This window comes from Paenibacillus rigui (assembly GCF_002234615.1).
GTDB lineage: Bacteria > Bacillota > Bacilli > Paenibacillales > NBRC-103111 > Paenibacillus_S > Paenibacillus_S rigui.
In genome coordinates this window covers 1-18263 of record NZ_NMQW01000053.1, presented here as the reverse complement: position 1 = coordinate 18263, position 18263 = coordinate 1, and the positions used below count along the sequence as shown (strand labels likewise).

The following is an 18263-nucleotide window of genomic DNA, read 5'->3' as shown; positions in this document are numbered from 1 at the left end:
GATTATTCGGTATAGGCGTAAGCCTGGTTTCAAGCTTTAACATCGAAGGAGATAGCGCGATGCCTATGCCGGCAGTCCCGGATGCAAGCCTGGATAAAGTCTTTGACAGGAAAAGGGTAAAGCTTTCCTTTGGTCAGCTTGCGGTCAACCAGCAGCTGACTCTAACCTTTTCGTTCCACGACGATCAAACGGCTGAACCGATCACCGATCTGCAGCCTTATTTAGGCGCTATCGGACACGTTACGATTTTGTCGCAGGATGGCGAGCAATATTTGCATGTGCATGGGGAGGAAGATCAGGGATCGGGACCCGATGCACAATTGGAAACGTCCTTTTCAATTAGATACGAGAACGTCAAGAAGATTGCCAACCACCTCGATAAGCAGGCAGGTTAAGCAATCTTCTTTGTTTTTCGTTCAGCTTTTAGAAAGACTGACATCGCTCAATCGCTTCTTGACGATGTAGAAGAAATGAGTTTCACACTTGTTGAGTGGTTGTTTAGATTTTGTATAGATCGATGCAATAAAATGATGACGTGTGCTGTATAAACTTGACGTATCTTGTCATTTTACAGCATATCCTACGAAAATTGTCGAGGGAGAGGAGGAGAAAGCTACTAAGCACTGATCAACGGCCTACACGCCCACGGCACTTATTTTCACTCATCTGGAAGTTCGCAAGAATTCGATGATGTGGAGGGCCGCTGGATCAAGCAAATAGCCTGTATTTATTCGCTTGTGCGCTATATTGGGCATATGATCTTGCTGTCGATAAAGATTTTTGGAAACGGAGGGGAATTTTTGCAATGAAACGAAAACGCAGTGTAAGCAAATCTTTGCTATCTTGCTGCCTAGCTGTTTTGCTTGTCTTGCAGACGATGGCGTTCTCTGCTACTGCAAACGCGGATAGCGCGCCAGGCAATTCAGAGACGGCAGTAGCAAGCGAACCGTCGGTACATACGGCAGTGTATGCTGCGCCAGAGGCTGCCACCTTGAAGACTTTGGAGTCCAATCCAGCAGACAAAACGGCGGTGCTTAAGGGGGCTAATACAACCTTTTCGCTTGAGGTGGTGCAAGATAGCAAAGCTGTTAACACCGGCGGCATCATCCAAGGCAGACAGCCATTCACCCTGACTCTGAGTAACATCAAGGTGCCGGTGTTTGGCGACAATCAAAGCGCTGCACCTGAATCAATTATCTTGAAGAACGACAAGGTGATTTTTGACAAAGCCACTTATTTCCCCATGGTAAATCTGACGGCAACAGGCAGCAAGGATATCATGCTGGGGGGGCTGAAAATTGCAACCGTTGCGTTTACCGCAACCACCATTACCATTACCTTTGATGGCGATGACACGTTTTTTAACGGTGCAAAAAAAGACGTACTAATCAACCTATCGTCCACTGCAAAAGCGGATGTGTCGGGTGTGGGTTACGGTGCGCAAGCAGCAACACAAATATTCGGTGCGAACTACCTCATCGATAACCCGGCGCTGACGCCCAAATACACAATCGCGATAACCCCTCAGGACATTACGAAACCGTCTCAGTATTCCTATGTTAATCTGAACGGAACATCGTTTGTAAATGGGACAATCACGTGGAAGGTGGATGTCGCAGCCTTTGACCGGGACGATAACACCATTCCGCTGCCGCTGGACGGGAAGACGTTCTATGATAACCTTAGCGAAAAGGGCCTCCAGAATACCAACGCTGCAGGCGCCTACGTGGAAGGTTCGTTCACGGTCGATGGGCAGTCGGCGACGCCGGTTTACGCAAACGGTGCGCTGTCCTACACCTTCCCTGACGCGTCCACTCCAGAAGCATCCAGAAGCAAGGCGACCATTACTTTCAAAACATGGATTCCCAAGGGACTTTACTACTATGAGTACCATACTGTCCCCGGAAATGATGGTGGTCAAAAACTGGATACTACAGCTCAATTGAAGGATACGGACGAGAAATTATTGGTCGAGGCAGGATCTTACCGTATCAACATCTATCCCGACTGGATTCAGAAATACGGGGCTGTGAGTAAGCAAGGGAATGATACCCTTGTAACATGGACCATCGATGTCAATAAAAATTACCACAAGCAGGGGTTAAAGAGCTTTACCATCACCGATGCACTGCCGACTGGGCTGAGCTTCGAATCGGCTGCCTATCAGCAGTGGGATACAGGCACGAGTAACTGGTCCACTACGAGCACGCCGATTGATCCGGATGAAGGAACAAAGAGTATATATTCCTTTGGCACGGTCAATGATGCCGTTCGGCTGGTCATTGTGTCTAAGGTAGTGAGCGACAGCACCTTCACCAATCGCGCTCGCGCCAACTGGTCCCTGGAAGATCCTCCAGGTGGCTTACAGAACAACGATGCAACTATGGGAAACGAACCCAACACCGTGAGTGATTATGCAACGGTCACCGTAGGAGCTCATAGTATCACAAAGAGCGGCAGCGCCAGCTATAATGTTTCGGGCAGTGTGAACGACTACGACATCGCCGCTATCACTTGGAATGTGAATGTAACACCGCAGTATGAAGACCCGAATTTGGCGGTGTACGACCTACTGAGGTATGATGCCTCCTTTGACATCACTAAGGTAGATGAGAATAGTCAGGTCAGCAACCAGGTTTTAACTGAGATTAGCAAGAAGCTTTACGGGAATACATGGCAGCAGTATCAGGCCGACTCCTTTAAGGGCGATGCCGGCTTGACCTTAGAGGTCATCCCTTTGACTCAAGGCGGCAAGACGGTGGCGGATTTACTTAAGGTTACAGGATTCAAAGATACGTCAGCATCCTTCACCTTCCGTTCGTTCATGACTAACCCGAACGACTTCGCGGGGCAGTACACGGGTGGGCAGCCATACCGCCATAACCGTGCTTACTTGTTTAGCGGCAATACCTTTTTGGGCAATGGTGATGCCTATCCTCAAGTTTTCTCAAGGATGCTCAATAAGGAAATGCTCTTTGCATCGATCCCCCTGAAAGCAGATGGTACGCCTGAAAATGTTAAACCCAATAACGTCGGCAGCTACATTCGGGACGATAGCAATGAGGCATGGACGATTGCGGCATATGATCGGGTGACCAAGACGGTGACCTTCCGGCTGGCAGTCAATATACCTGGACTGAAAACCGACCAGATGACCGGCGTCAATCGTGTGGCAACGGACATCAAACTGGTGGATACCTTGCCCGCAGGATGGGAGTTCGTTAAGTTTTCTGAAGAAAATGGGAAGGACTATGAGCTTTACGAGGGTTTACGGAATATTGCTGATTATGGTAAACAGATTAATTCTATTGTTAAGGTGATTGAGCCAAACGATCCGCACCATGTGGTCAGCTTCTCTGCCAAGGATAACGTAGGCACCTTCTCCTTCACCAAGCTGGAAAGCCCTTACGTCATTCTGGTGAAGGCAAGACCAACGGCGGAGGCGATGAACGCCGACTTCATGGCAGGCAAGACGAAGCATGAGGGTTTTAATACCGCCGAGTTGAAGATCAAGTGGGGCGACGTTGAGAAAGTGATTGCTGAAAGTCGCAAGGTGATCGTTCCCCTTAGTCCGCTGGGGAAATCGGCGACCAAGCCTGCCCCGGGCATTCAGGAATGGACGGTGAACTACGCCCCGTCCTTCGCGATGAAGGATGGCGTCTATTTGCAGGACACTCTCGGGGCAGGGTTGAAGCTGCGCGAGGATGAGAACGGCAACCCTTCCCTTACCCCGCCCGATATGGCGGTTTATCGTGCCAAGATAACCGCGAGCGGAGCGCTAGAAAGGGTGGGCGCTGCACTGGATTTAACTGGCCCAGACCCTGAGGTCAAGGTGGAGATGCAAAAATCTGCAGGCAATCCCACAAAGCTGATCTTCAAGATAAAGGACCCGAACCAATTCTACCAGTTCGTCTACCAGACCGAGTCGAGCGGAATGTCTCCGGGAAAAGTCGGCAACAAAATCGAGCTGTTAGGCGATGACAGCCTGCCGGCTATCATGGCAAGCAGCGAAAGCACGTTGGATGCCAATGATGTAAGCGGCAGCGCGGGGTCCAACGGTGTGTTGTATATCCTAAAGGTTGATCCCGCAAACAAGCCGCTGATAGGCGTTGAGATCACACTGTATGAAGCCGACGGCGTAACAGCGGCGAAGGATCAGCAGGGTAAACCCATCAAAGGAATCACAGATGCAAACGGCAGGCTGACGTTGCTGATCCCTACGCCGGGGCTCTACCAGCTGAAGCAGACCTATATTGACGAGAATACTTATCTGCCCACCACAACGGTTTATCCGGTGCGCGTTGCCAACGTGAAAGACAGCCCAGTCTTTGTTGGTGGCGAACTCGTGACTTCAACCAAACCGTTAGTTGTGCCAACCCCTGTGTGGGAGACCGGCGATTTGAAGCTGGATATGCAGCTTGAAGGGAAAGCCGCGGACTCGACAAAGGACTTTAGCTACAAGGTTACTTTTAGCAACGGCAAGTCTTATGACTATTACGATGCTTCCGGTACAAAGCTTGGCACTGTGGCGAACGGCGGAACGATTACGCTAAAAGGCGGAAATGTCGTAACCTTCAAGGGCATCCCTGACGGCATCATCTACACGATCGTTCAGGACGATTATACAAGTAACGGCTATATAACCAATCCGGCGGATTTGACGCGTACGGGCAAAATTGTGAAGAGCAGTACTGTCGACGCGCATTATGTCAATGCCAAGTATCTCGACGGCCAACTGACGGTCAGTCAGACGGTGGCAGGTAACGGCGGAGAGATGGACAAGCTGTTTACATACACCGTGAAATTCGATGACGCAGATCCCGGCAAGCAGTATTCGTATACGTATACGAAAATCGACGGCACGAGCGAGACAGGAACGATCCAATCAGGCGGCAAGTTCGCGCTCAAACATGGAGAGAACATCGTCATTGCCGGTATATCGAAGGGTACGGTCTACACCGTGACCGAGAATGACTATACGGCAGACGAATATGTGGTGAATTTGCCGGAATGGAAGTCTTCCGGGACTATCGCTGATGGCGAAGACGCTAAAGTGTCATTCGTCAACACACGGATGGTGTACGGAGGTCTGCTGATCGGTCAGACGGTGGCAGGCAACGGCGGAGAGATGGACAAGCTGTTTACGTACACCGTGAAGTTTGATGGTGTAGATCCAAGCAAGGAGTATATGTACACATATACGAAAATCGACGGCACGAACGAGACGAGAACGATCCAATCAAGCGGGACGATCTCCCTCAAGCACGGAGAGACTGCCATCTTTGACGCCAGCCAAATTCTTCAAGGCGGTACTTATACCGTCTCCCAGACGGATTATACGTCTGACGGTTACACGACTGACCCTGAGACTTTGGTGCATACGGGTACAATTGTGGAGAAGAAGATAGCCGAGGCACGCTTCGTCAATACGCGGTATTTATCCAGCACACTGACGCTGACAGCAAATCCCGCGATTGTTCCTGGCGACGGCAAAACACCTTCGAAGATTACGGCTACACTGATCGACCACGACGGGAAGCCGGTTGTGGGCAGAGAAATTGTCCTCACACTGCCGGATAACTCGGTTGTAACTGCAACAACCGATTCGGAAGGAAAGGCGGTCATTCCTTATACACCGCCGCTATTGACCGAAACAGCTCCCAAGCAGCACACGATCACGTCGAAGACGACCAGTACGAGTGATGGAGATGCAACCGCCTCTACGACCGTAACCGCCATGCCTGCGGCAATTACAGGGGTGCTTCGGAACAACACGACGGGTAAAGTCATTCCCAATGCTACCGTTACGGTGAAAAACGATGACACGAACGAGTTGCACACGATTACGACCGATGAGAATGGAGCGTATTTCCTCGCCGTTCCACCAGGTGGAAGCTATACTGTAAACTTTACGCAAATGGTCAACATTAACGGAAGCCCGACACCAATTACCTTCGCGCAAAAAGCAAAGATTGACGGCGGCGTGACTGAGGGCGAAGCGGTTCCAGCGGAAATTACAGCTGTGGGCGTCATGCTCTTTAAGCAGTCAGATGGGAAATCCGTGCTGCTCAACAATGCTTTCGCGGGCAAGTTGCATATTTATTTAAAGGATGCGCATGGCAACTATCTTGAAGATAACGGAGTTCCGAAAGCGTTCGATGTGCAATCTAACGGCACTTTCCTTGTGGACGGCTTGTCTACAGGAGCATACACGATGGAAGTGCGTTATGAATTTAATCCGGGCAAAGAGCTGACACTCATTCGGGATTCGAAGCTGACCGTGGCAGCGAACGGCGAATTGAATATTTCGCAGGGGCTTGTTGACCCGTATGGCATAATTACGGACGCAACCACTGGCGCAACAATCGAAGGTGCTGAAGTGACGCTGTATTATGCGGATACGCCGAGGAACAAGGCGAATGGCATCGTGCCAGGCACGAAAGTAACGTTGCCTGCGATTCCAGGCTTTGCTCCGAATGATAATGCCAGCCCAAGCCAGAACAGCGACGGAACCGGCGCATATGCGTATATGGTGTTCCCGGACACAGATTACTATCTGGTTGTAACCAAAGCCGGGTACGTGATGCATACGAGTGCAACGATTAATGTTGGAACCGACATCGTACGTTACGATGTACAATTGACGCGGGAAACAGGTTCCGGCAACGGCAACAGCGGTTCCGACAACGACAACAGCGGTTCCGACAACGGAAACAACGGGGCCGGCAACAGCAACAACGGGGCCGGCAACAGCAATAACGGTTCCGGCAACAGCAACAACGGGGCCGGCAACAGCAATAACGGGGCCGGCAACAGCAATAACGGAGCCGGCAACAGCAATAACGGGGCCGGCAACAGCAACAACGGGGCCGACAACGGCAATAACGGAGCCGGCAACAGCAACAACGGGGCCGGCAACAGCAACAACGGTTCCGACAACGGCAACAACGGTTCCGGCAACAGCAACAACGGTTCCGACAACGGCAACAACGGGGCCGACAACGGCAACAACGGTTCCGACAACGGCAACAACGGTTCCGGCAACAGCAACAACGGTTCCGGCAACAGCAATAACGGAGCCGGCAACAGCAACAACGGGGCCGGCAACAGCAACAACGGTTCCGGCAACAGCAACAACGGGGCCGACAACGGCAACAACGGTTCCGGCAACAGCAATAACGGAGCCGGCAACAGCAACAACGGGGCCGACAATGGCAACAACGGAACCGACAACGGCAACAGCAACAACGGGGCCGACAACGGCAACAGTGACAACGAGCTGGACGATGTCCCGAAAACAGGCGATAATAGCATATCGCTAGCCTTCTATATGGCTTTGGTACTGATGTCCTTGATTACAATCGGGTTCTGTCTGCCAAATAGCAAGAAGAAGAAGTACATTCAGTAACCAGGGAAAGGCGGTAAGATGATGAGCAAAACCAAAAAGATTCTTATCGCCTTTTCCATTCTCCTGTTAGTTTTTTCTTTCTTCTCTATTGCGAGAATTCTTCAGCAAGATTATGATGCGCAGCAGCAAATGAAAGAACTAAAAACAGGCCTGAAAACAGAATCAGACACAGGCGAGGGCACTGTAACGCCCTCGCCATTTTCCACGAACACGCATGAGCCGGTCATGCTTCCCGAGTTTCAAGAGCTTTACGGGAGAAACCCGGACATCATCGGTTGGTTGAAGATTGACGGCACCCGAATTGATTATCCGATCATGCAGAACCCACAGGATGCGCAATACTATCTCAATCATGATTTTGATAAAAAAGAGAGCAAAAACGGACTTCCCTTTTTGGACGTACACAGTCGGATAAACGATTCAGACATTTTACTGATTCACGGACATCATATGAAAAGCGGCTTTATGTTTACAGATTTGATGAAGTACAAGAATGAAAGCTATTATAAGGAGCATGTTACGCTCCAGTTCAGTACGCTTTATGAAAAGGAAGAATACGAGATCGTAGCCGTTATTCTCTCCAAAGTTTATCGCAAATCGGACAATGTTTTTAAATACTACCAGATTGAGAAGGTTGGAACATCCGCTGAGTTTGATTCGTATATGCAGAACATCAAGCAACTCGCTCTTTATGACACGGGCATAACAGCCCAGTATGGCGACAAGCTTATAGTACTGTCTACGTGCGAATACTCAACCGAAAACGGTCGGTTAGCGGTGGTCGCCCGAAAACGCAAATGATGCTGTATTATCTGAGTCTCTCTCCGTAATTTCCCCTAAACCGATAATGACTTGATTCCCAGCGTTCGTGCTATTGATAACCGAATCCCATACAACGGTACGTTCTTTCCCCATGAGATAATGCAATGGTTATCTGTGTTTTCTTTTGTCTCAGCTACAGAAACGATTGTACGATCCGCTTTTACTGTAGGACGCTTCGCTGCATCGTTTCGAAAAGTTGGTTGTTGAGGCGGTTAATCCCTCCGTCATGCTCTACACAAAATCCCACACGGAATGACAGAATATTATTCCGCAGTATTGTGCATCCAAGTCTTTCACCCTGACCTCGCCGAAACCGTCATTTTGTCAAACAATAGAGCCCCGCAATCGGTGTATGTCCCGGATCGGCGGCATCCCAAACATCCGTGCATATTCCCTGCTAAATTGCGACGGGCTCTCATACCCGACCTGAAACGCTGCTTCCGCCGCATCGATCGATCCAGAGAGGAGTAGCCGTCGTGCCTCTTGCAAACGGATTTGCTTTTGGAACTGGATCGGGCTCATCCCTGTGACTTCCTTAAAATAATCGTACAATGACGAAGCGCTCATACTGGCCTCCGCTGCCAATTCATCTACGCGCAGAGGTTGGGCAAAGTCGCGATTAAGCTTCTCAACGACCCCCGCGATTCGCTGTGCATGGCTTCCGACAACTGCAAATTGCATTAGTGATGCGCTGTTTTCGTTCTGAAGCACCCGGTAAATGATTTCCCGCATAGCATAAGGCGCAAGCACCGGGATATCCCGCGGCGTTTCGACCAATTTCAGAAGCCGCAGCACAGCATCCAGAAGCGTATCGCTTACCCGGCTCACCCTCAACCCCCGGCTGGTCTCAGTTCTTGATCGGATGACATCGCCGGATGCCTGAATGACATCAAGAATTTGGCTCATATCAAAAAGGATCTGCATACTTAAATACGGCGTTTCATTCGAAGCCTCCATCACTTGACCTGTAATCGGTAAATGTACCGATGCGGTTAAATAGCTGCTCGGGTCATACTGATACAGCTCTTGTCCTAGCATGACCACCTTGGAACCCTGTGCCACGACGCAAAGGGAAGGCTCATAGACAGAGTATACCGGCTCAGATAACCGTGAAGAACGAATCAAGCGCAAACCGGGAACTTCCGTATCATGCGTACCGTCCTCCGGTGTAAACTTCCCGATGATCCGCAGCATTTCTCTCTTTTGTTTCTCGAACCATTCATCCATCCTTTTCTCCCCTTTTTATCCATAAGATTGACTTAACTTTATCCTTTTCTGGAGGATTAGGCAATCATCGTGTATGATCCGGCTACCGCATTGCTTCCCGGAAAAACGATAATGAACATGTATGAAATGTGGTACACGGCACGGAGGTCCTGACCGCAGGAAACGAGTGACAGGGCAAGATTCAGTCCAGCATCACAAATGGAAGGAGAATATTCAATGAGTACTCAAAGCGAACAATCCCATCCTTATGTCGGCATGTGGGTGACAAAAGACGGTTACATCCGGCATGAACTGCTGCCGAACGGGCGGTATGACGAAGCACGTGGAAATCGGAAGAGCGCTTACCAAGGCAGATATACCATCGTAGGCGACCATATCGACTATGTGGATGATACAGGGTTTACAGCGGACGGCGATTTCCGCGATTCGGTACTCTACCATGCCGGCATGGTTCTGTACCGTGAAAATAGCGGGAAGTCGTAATTTTCATCATGGGTCATGGAATTATTTTAATGAGATAGACTAGATTGAATCCATTTCAAAAGGAGAAATTTTAATGTCTGAAATTAATGGAAAAGTAGTTTTGATTACAGGAGCAAGTAGTGGAATCGGTGAAGCAGCGGCGAAGCTTCTCGCCAGCCGGGGAGCCCATGTCGTCATTGGGGCCAGACGCGTGGAAAGACTGGAAGCTCTGGCATCCCTCATTGAGGCCGAAGGAGGTTCCGTTGCATATCAACAGCTGGACGTTACAAATATCGGTCAGATGCAGGCAAGCATCCACTTGGCGCAAAGCCGGTTTGGTCGTGTCGATGTGGTCGTGAACAATGCCGGTGTGATGCCTCTCTCCCCTTTGGCAGCTTTGAAAGTCGACGAATGGAACCGAATGATCGACGTCAATATCCGTGGGGTTCTTCACGGCATTGCTGCGGGTCTCCCCGTTATGAAAGAGCAACAATCCGGTCACATCATCAACGTGGCTTCCATCGGTGCCTACGCAGTCTCGCCGACGGCGGCAGTATATTGTGCGACCAAATACGCCGTTTGTGCCATCACGGAAGGTTTACGGCAGGAGGTTGGTAGCAGCATCCGGGTAACGCTCGTTTCTCCCGGTGTGACGGAGTCCGAGCTCGCTGAGAGCATTTCAGACGACGAAGCCAAGGAAATGATGAAATTGTACCGCCGCGACGCCCTCCCAGCTGCCGCCATAGCCCGTGCCATTGCTTATGCGATAGAGCAGCCGGCAGACGTCGATGTGAACGAGCTTGTCGTCCGGCCTACAGCCCAGCTTGCCTGATGTTATTTCCATTGAACCCACTGATCTACCGTTCCAAAGCGGTTGAGGCGCGGGCTATCTTGAGGTCGGTTGCGCAAAAACTCGTTTAGAACCTCGGATAGTTCCGGCCGGTCTGTGATTCCCATCATAACAGAAGCCGGATAATTCGCCCATCCTTGATAGTTCAGATCCACCCTATCCAATAAAGCAACTATATCTTCCGGTTCAATCCAGCCGATGTAATCCGCCAATTTTCACCATTATTTGTGATACGGTTCAGCTTAATGGGTTTATCGGCGAAAAGTTAGGAAGGAGCTTGTCGTGACACGATAGCTCCATTGAGGTCCGCTTGCATTTCCAGCTGGCAACGAATAAAAACGTGATGATTCCTTAACTTTATGAAGGGATCATCACGTTTTTTTGTGCCATGAGGTTCGGTTCATCTAAAGGCAGAGAGTTATGATTATTGGGCGGAAGAAGCTTCTCTGAATCCGCATGTTTTATGAGTAGCATCGCAAAATGGCTGTGTCTTTGATTGTCCGCAGCGGCAAACGGCTATCGTATCGCTGGTTTGAAAAGTGTTCCCACTTCCATCAACCAGTTCGAAGCTCCCTTGAATGACAAAAGGTCCTTCATCGTACTTTGTAATTTTTACTTTAGACATGTTTCATTTCACCTCCTTTATGAGAAGTCATCCAAACTTGTTTGAGCGAATTCGTGCTGGTCACGGCTACATGCAAACAGGCGACCAGCAGTAGTAGGTCGAATTCATAGCCAGTGTCCTTACTCGAGATGAAACCGACGGCGAGCTTCACCTTAAATAAGGCGGTCAGAAGAATAAGACTAAATAGGATGGCTAGATATCGCGAACCGATTCCAATGATCATGATGATGCCTCCAAGCAGTTCAATCCACGGGAGTACATGAGCGAAAAATGCTGCCAGTGGAAATCCCTGACCATGCAACCATTCCGACAAATTGGAATAACCCCATACTAATTTGAATCTCCCATGCATGAAAAAAATGACTCCCGTCAATATGCGGAGAACGGTATTGGCGTAAAAACTCATGCTGTACATTTGAAAAATCAACCCCCTTTAATAAATTGTTTCAAAATCAACAATTGACTGCGCAACTAAATATAACATCGTTTAGTTGCGCAGTCAACAAATATTTGTTGATCATACAACAAAAATGATTTATATTGTTTTTAACGAATGGGGGATGGACGATGGATAAGTTATCGGAAAAAGAGTTGACTGCTTGGCGGTTGTTTATAAAAGCACATGCCAAAATCATAGAATTCATTGAGCGTGATTTGGCAGCCCAGAAGAAAGTCCCGCTGACCACATACGATGTTCTGATCGCTTTGTTTGAGGCACCCGATCGCAGGCTTCGTTTTTCAGAATTAAATCGGAAGGTCGTCTTGAGTAAAAGCGGCTTAACAAGGATGATCGACCGACTGGAGCGCGAAGGATTGATTCAAAGAGAAAAAAGCGAAGAGGACCGGCGGGGAGCATATGCTGTTCTCACGGATGAAGGTGAAAACCAGCTGCGTAAAGCTTGGCCTATATATGCAAGGGGGATCAAGCAGTATTTTGCTGCCTCTTTATCCGATGAGGAAGTAGAGATTCTGACACGTTCTTTAGGCTTAATCTATAATGAGCTGCAATCTTCGCAGGAAAAAGAGGGAAAAGAATCATGAGAGAAAGTAGCGCTGCAGTTGAAAGGGTAATGGTGGCTGAAGACCCGACAACATTCGTTACTCGCTCCGTGCCATATATTCAGATTGAATTAGGGGGGATTCCGGGAGATCGCCATTATGGCCTGTTACGTCCTGCGGATTCCAGGCAAAAAATTTATCCTCGAGGTGTGCTGATTGCCAACAGACGTCAAATCAGTATCGTTTCGAAAGAGGAATGTGAGTACATTGCCAATAGACTGGATCTCCCTGAAATAAAGCCGGAGTGGCTAGGGGCCAATATTATCATTAGCGGATTTGAGAAGCTTACAGAACTACAACAAGGGACCAGGTTGATATTTCCGGATGGAACGGGATTGATCTGTGAAGGGGAGAACCTGCCCTGCATTGGACCCGGAAGGGTGATTGAAAAAATTTATAATCAGAGCGGGCTTAGTCAAAAATTTGTGCCTGCTGCTAAAAAGTCGAGAGGCATCGTTTGTTCCGTGGAGAGGGAAGGCCGGATTTCGGAAGGCGACACGATTGTATTTCTTTAGCTCTCAGCATGAAGATCACCACTAGCGGACTTGCCTCAATCGCTTTGGGTACTATTCCGCTCCCTGCGCCACAAGCGCATCAGCTTACCGGCAGAGCGGTTCCGGAAAATCGTCCGATAGCTTTCCTTCCACTATAGTATTATGCTCAAATCTGATGGTTCAAAGCAACCGATTCCACTCGTAATTCAAATCTCCGCTTTACCAGTATGTGCGATACGGTTCAGCATAACGGGTCAATCGGCGAAAAGGCGTAAGGAGCATGCCGCGGCAGCTCCTTATTGGTTGCTATAGTTATTACGCTATCGTTTATCGTAAACTATCGTCTTTATCCCTGGGTTTACACTTGCAAAACCAGTTTGCCGACGGTGTTTTTTTGTTCTAAAAGCGCTAGCGCTTCGGCGGCTTTTTCCAGCGGATACACGCCGTGAATCTCAGCATGGATCTCTTTTCTTGCCAGCATGCTTAACGCCTCCCGCGCCGCTTTTCCGGTCTCTGCAGGATTGCTTACGGCGTATCCTCCTAATGAAAAGCCAGCGGACTGTTTATTGGAAAACCATATCTGGTTAAAAGAATGCGCAACATCCTGTTCACCGCTGGCGTTTCCGACAACAACCAACTGACCCAATGGGCGAAGCGCCTCTAAGCTTTGTTTACGCATGCTTCCCCCAACCGGGTCAAAGACAGCGTGAACGCCTTTCTGTCCCGTTGCCTTTAGTGTCCGCTCAACAAAATCGGTCCGGACAAATAATTCGTCATACCCGAAGGAAGCTGCAAGCTTGGCTTTCTCTGCGTTTCCAACGGTTCCCAATACTTTGCCGGCTCCCAATCGTTTTGCAATCTGTCCCAAAAAGCCGCCCAAACCGCCTACGGCCGCATGAACAAGCACGTTGTCACCTGTTCTCATTCTATACACATCTTTGATTGCCAAGTAAGCTGTCGTCAGATTTACAATTGAAGCTGCCGCTGTCGCCAAGTCAAGCTCCATCCCCAATTGATCTAGCGGAACCGTCAATTCCGGCCGCACGTTCGCCATAGATGCAAACCCGTTAAAATCAAGCAGCGTCATAGAGGCTACAGGTTGACCGACGTAGAACCCCTTAACGCCTTCCCCGATGGCACGTACATATCCTGAAACTTCTAGACCGGGGGTAATCGGCATTGGAAAATCCGACATAAATTCGCCGCGGCTCAGCAATACTTCAAAATATCCAACACCTGCATAGGCAACATCAATGGTAAGCAGGCCAGGGGTCGGCTGCAGATCCGGCTTTTCGCACCATTTTAGGCTTGCTGGTCCGCCTGGTTGATCGATTACAATAGATTTCATCTCCAATACCTCCTAGTTAAGAATGAAATCATTATATTTCGTATCTAAAAAGGTAACCAGTTTCCCTTTATACAGGTATCCGGACTAATAGGATCATTTTCGCAATAACGCTAACTTTGCTTCCGTAACGGTATTTGCGATAGGCGTAAATATACAGCAGTGCAGGTTTTCATCACCGTTAATATTAGAAAAGGTATTCAATTGAAAAAACAATTGTCCAGCGACACAATGATCAAACGTGTAATGGATGGCGTTCTTTTGCCGAACATTATGCAAGCGCCATAGGGTTTGAAACTCCACGCATTCGAGGCACATCTTCCGGACGAAAGCCTCAAACCAACGATCGCTGGCATTTTGGTCATAATACATCCGAAATACGCCCATCGTATAGTCCGCGAATTCTTTCCAGTTTACCAACTGCTCACGCAGATTTTCATCTGTAAATATTAATCGCGTCATAACTCGTTCATCAGCGGGAATGGCATGGAAATCCGTAATAATTTCGGTTGCCAACCGGTTGTAAGCCAACACCTCGGTTCGATGATTTGCTATAATGGCCGGGTAGTTCACTTGGTCGATAATGGTCTGAAGTTCGGGATATGCTTCACCGGTGTTCGGACTAGAATTCCTCTCTCCTCCGTAATCGGCCAATCGAAACAAATGAGCCTGTTCATCCGAAGATAATTGCAAGGCCCGAGCAACGCACTCAATGACTTCCCTTGATACGGAAGCAACCCTGCCCTGTTCCAGCCAGGTATACCAAGTGATGCTCACTCCCGCAAGCTGGGCAACCTCTTCCCTACGTAATCCCGGCGTTCTCCTTCTTCCAAAGCGGCTAGCCATTTCGGTACCATCCGGTTTCATCCGTTCTCGGCGGGATTTTAAAAAGTCTCCAAGTATCTTAAACTTTTCGTTTTCCAAAGCCATTTAACCACACCTTGCTTAAAGAGATTCGTTTTAATACTACTATATTAGATTCAAAGCTCTTTCTGCTAATATATTATTCCTGAAGTTTGTAATACACAACCCTGCGAAAAATTTCGCCCTACTTGCGGTATGGTTCTCCACCCTGTCTGTAACGGCAAATTTTAAGGGCACCTTTTCAGGTGCCCCTAGCTTTATTGTCTTTGTAAAAAACCTGCAAATTGTGCATGCCTTCTAAGTGTAACTTTTATAGCATCTTTTATAGAAGATGGCATTGTAGCCTCAGCAGAGTAAACCTTTAGCTCGATTATTACTTTTGGTTTCGATGTTCCAGGACGATTAATAAATACATCTGCCCTCACCGAGCTATACCCTGAAGTAAGCGTTTCTTCATGAGTTGCATCTAGGCCACTGGATCTGAAGACTCTTGCGATTCTTCTTCCTAATTGAGTAGGCTTTGTTGTTACACCTTCATACCACACTCGTGCTTCTTCCGCCCTTTTGGATTCCCTCTCTTTAAGTGGGGTATACTCATATTCATCCCATTTGTCAGCCACGACTTGATAAAAATGTGTCCTCATAAATCTTCCTACGTAAGAATCTCCGTATGTCCCGTCCGGATTGTCTAAATCCCCACATAGACGATGTAAGTCAGCCACACGTATTGGAATAATTCGAACATCAAAGTATAATCGAGTACGATTCAATTCTTTAAGCGGTAACTGAACACGGTCCTCAGCATTCAGTTCCCTGAACCAAGCTTCCCAGTTTAATTTATAACCTTCACGAGGCTTTGAAAATTGTAAAACGCGTTGTGTCCGAAGTGCATCTGAAACAGGCCACATTAAGATTACTTGATACTCTGATAAATTCTGGATATCAGATACTCTTTCTCCTAGAAGTACCCCCACTTCCTCCATAGCACTACCTATCGTATGATAATCCAAACTGATCTTCCTAATATCTTCTTCTATAATCTCATAGTCTGCCAATGAATTATCACTATTATGGAAACTGAATGTTTCATCGATTATCTTTGGCCACTCCTGTTTATTGGGTCCGGTTATTGTGAAGTTTTGATGTAATAATATTCTTCTATTACGACTTGTTGCATCTACAAGCATCCTTTGAAATTCTCTACTAGTTGTGAGCCAAACGAAAATGATTGGGGTTCCTGCAAGTTCCCCACGATCAAGAAGACTAATATACTCAACAAATTGGGTGGGAATTCTTTCTTTTCCAACGACATTCTCTTCATATTGGTCAATAATTGCAATTAGTATTTTTCCTGGGTTATGGGCATTCTCGCGAGTGATTCTACTTAAGAGAGTCTCCCGTTCTTCTATTTCATCCCTTACGAGCAAGAAGGTGTGTGCACTTGGTAAATGAGTGCTAATCTCACGAGCCGCTGATGTCTTTCCTGCACCGCTTTCACCGTAAAGCGGTAAAAATCTTATTCCTCCACTTATCATCATTGATTTAGTGGCTTTGTTAATCAGGTCTAGTAAGTCTTTATTAGGAATCAATCTACCTCTATACGCTTCGTCTAAACTTTCGTACCGAGATGGCAAACTTATTTTCATAGTTTCCGCACCTTTTCATAAATTGGATAAAATTCTCACCAACCATAATACTACAAAATTGTACAAAATAATACATCTATAACAATGAGAGTTAATTGTTAAAGACCTACCTACAAAACTTGCCGTCACTTATGGGACGGTTCCCCTCGCTGGCTCAAATGGCAAGTTATTATTGCTCTAATTTGTTGCTGATATATATAATTGTGGTATAGGAAAATAATTTCTAATATATTCCTAATTAATATATAATAAGAGAGTTGAGAACAATGAATAACGTTTATATTGATTTTCAGAGAATGTCGTATTTATTCAAGTATAAAACGTATTTTTCTTTAAACTATCTTTTGAAATATGGTTACTTTGACTTTAAATACTCCGAGCAGTATGAAGATGAGTATATTCTCTCAAATTATGTATATAAAGAAATATTCAACACAGATCAACTAGCCCTAGCATATTCCGAAATTGAAAAAACGATAAATTTCAAATCATATAGCGACACCGTTCCTATAGAGCTGTCAATTTATAAAAATGAGGCAGAAAGAAGGATATATAAACTACCAAATATATACTCATATATCTGTCTTTGTAGACACTTAAATCAATATAACGATACATATCTCAAAATTATATCTAAAAGTCAACAATCTCTGTCGAAATACTTCCATGCTCCCTTTTACAAAGGCAAGCAAAAAAGGGAGGAAAATAGATTTGGTAAAAAAAATATAATGAAAACTGATATTCAAAACTTTTTCCCAAGTATATATACCCATTCAATACCCTGGGTTTTAGTTGGAAAAAACGAAGCTAAAACAAATAAAAACGATAAGAATAAATACTACAATGAATTAGATTCGTTAATTCAAAGATGTCAAAGAGGAGAAACACATGGAATACCCACAGGTAGTTTTGCTTCTCGTTTAATTGCAGAGCTATATATGTGTAAGTTAGATGAAGTATTAAATAAATTCTCATATGTTAGGTTCGTTGATGACTATGAATTTTCATATAATGATGAAAGTGAAAAGAGTGATTTCTATAAAGAATTAAATACAGAATTAAATAAATTAAATCTCAAAATAAAAGTTGAAAAAAATAAAACTGATACCTTTCCTTTTCAAGGAGATCATAATTCAGCCTTCTTTTTTGATTATTTTCTAAATATTGAAGACGAAAAGAAACAGACTAAACGAATATACAACTTTATTGACAGTTGTATTTACAAAGAAAGAGAAGGCTATAAAGGCGCATTAAAATTAATGTTTAAATCTTTAAAATCAAGTGTTACTGATGCGCACATCAAGCAAGAGTCTTTAACTGAGTCTGTAAAATAGTTTGTGTAAACTCCAAAACCTATTAAAATGGAAGTATAAGAACTGTCTCTTTTCCCCATCTGAGGCTGCCGCCGAATAGATCGGTGACATCTTATGCTGTACCCCATTCATACACTAAAAATAAATA

14 protein-coding genes are annotated in these 18263 nt (G+C 46.6%); 8 read left to right on the top strand and 6 right to left on the bottom strand.

Features of this window, described 5'->3' with window-relative positions:
- The first annotated feature begins 59 nt into the window (after positions 1–59).
- The 3 genes from CF651_RS28195 (at position 60) to srtB (ending at position 8209) form a co-directional block, all read left to right on the top strand.
- Entirely contained in the window at positions 60–395 is a 336-nt protein-coding gene (locus CF651_RS28195; RefSeq protein WP_094018200.1) for a hypothetical protein, read from the top strand.
- Between the two features lie 410 nt (positions 396–805).
- Complete coding sequence (locus CF651_RS28190) at positions 806–7408, top strand: DUF7601 domain-containing protein (RefSeq protein ID WP_094018199.1); 6603 nt, start codon at positions 806–808, stop codon at positions 7406–7408.
- A 21-nt stretch (positions 7409–7429) separates the two neighbouring features.
- Positions 7430–8209, top strand: coding sequence for a class B sortase (srtB, locus tag CF651_RS28185; RefSeq protein WP_094018198.1), 780 nt, complete (start codon positions 7430–7432; stop codon positions 8207–8209).
- A gap of 345 nt (positions 8210–8554) precedes the next feature.
- On the opposite strand, the gene CF651_RS28180 is transcribed toward srtB, so the two are convergent.
- Entirely contained in the window at positions 8555–9457 is a 903-nt protein-coding gene (locus CF651_RS28180) for an AraC family transcriptional regulator (RefSeq protein WP_094018197.1), read from the bottom strand.
- Between the two features lie 216 nt (positions 9458–9673).
- On the opposite strand from CF651_RS28180, the gene CF651_RS28175 reads away from it, so the two are divergent.
- Together CF651_RS28175 and CF651_RS28170 are read left to right on the top strand one after the other, a co-directional pair.
- Positions 9674–9940, top strand: coding sequence for an Atu4866 domain-containing protein (locus CF651_RS28175; protein ID WP_094018196.1), 267 nt, complete (start codon positions 9674–9676; stop codon positions 9938–9940).
- A 73-nt stretch (positions 9941–10013) separates the two neighbouring features.
- Positions 10014–10751, top strand: coding sequence for an SDR family oxidoreductase (locus CF651_RS28170; protein ID WP_094018195.1), 738 nt, complete (start codon positions 10014–10016; stop codon positions 10749–10751).
- 442 nt (positions 10752–11193) lie between these two features.
- On the opposite strand, the gene CF651_RS28160 is transcribed toward CF651_RS28170, so the two are convergent.
- Both CF651_RS28160 and CF651_RS28155 read right to left on the bottom strand, forming a co-directional pair.
- Entirely contained in the window at positions 11194–11394 is a 201-nt protein-coding gene (locus tag CF651_RS28160) for a CDGSH iron-sulfur domain-containing protein (RefSeq protein ID WP_094018193.1), read from the bottom strand.
- Positions 11387–11809 carry a DoxX family protein gene (locus CF651_RS28155; protein ID WP_094018192.1) on the bottom strand — a complete coding sequence of 141 codons (423 nt, stop codon included), beginning with the start codon at positions 11807–11809 and terminating at the stop codon, positions 11387–11389. Before CF651_RS28155 ends, CF651_RS28160 begins: the two co-directional genes overlap by 8 nt.
- Before the next feature lie 152 nt (positions 11810–11961).
- On the opposite strand from CF651_RS28155, the gene CF651_RS28150 reads away from it, so the two are divergent.
- Together CF651_RS28150 and CF651_RS28145 are read left to right on the top strand one after the other, a co-directional pair.
- Positions 11962–12435, top strand: a complete 474-nt coding sequence (locus CF651_RS28150) for a MarR family winged helix-turn-helix transcriptional regulator (RefSeq protein WP_094018191.1) — start codon at positions 11962–11964, stop codon at positions 12433–12435.
- Positions 12432–12968, top strand: coding sequence for an MOSC domain-containing protein (locus CF651_RS28145; protein ID WP_094018190.1), 537 nt, complete (start codon positions 12432–12434; stop codon positions 12966–12968). Before CF651_RS28150 ends, CF651_RS28145 begins: the two co-directional genes overlap by 4 nt.
- A gap of 337 nt (positions 12969–13305) precedes the next feature.
- On the opposite strand, the gene CF651_RS28140 is transcribed toward CF651_RS28145, so the two are convergent.
- The 3 genes from CF651_RS28140 to CF651_RS28130 form a co-directional block, all read right to left on the bottom strand.
- Positions 13306–14295, bottom strand: coding sequence for a quinone oxidoreductase family protein (locus CF651_RS28140; protein ID WP_094018189.1), 990 nt, complete (start codon positions 14293–14295; stop codon positions 13306–13308).
- A 93-nt stretch (positions 14296–14388) separates the two neighbouring features.
- Complete coding sequence (locus CF651_RS28135; protein ID WP_094018188.1) at positions 14389–15222, bottom strand: helix-turn-helix transcriptional regulator; 834 nt, start codon at positions 15220–15222, stop codon at positions 14389–14391.
- Between the two features lie 191 nt (positions 15223–15413).
- A complete protein-coding gene (locus tag CF651_RS28130) occupies positions 15414–16802 on the bottom strand; it encodes a P-loop NTPase family protein (RefSeq protein WP_094018187.1) in 1389 nt (462 codons plus the stop codon).
- Between the two features lie 266 nt (positions 16803–17068).
- On the opposite strand from CF651_RS28130, the gene CF651_RS28125 reads away from it, so the two are divergent.
- On the top strand, positions 17069–18136 hold the full coding sequence (locus CF651_RS28125) for an RNA-directed DNA polymerase (RefSeq protein ID WP_094018186.1): 1068 nt from the start codon (positions 17069–17071) through the stop codon (positions 18134–18136).
- Positions 18137–18263 lie beyond the last annotated feature (127 nt).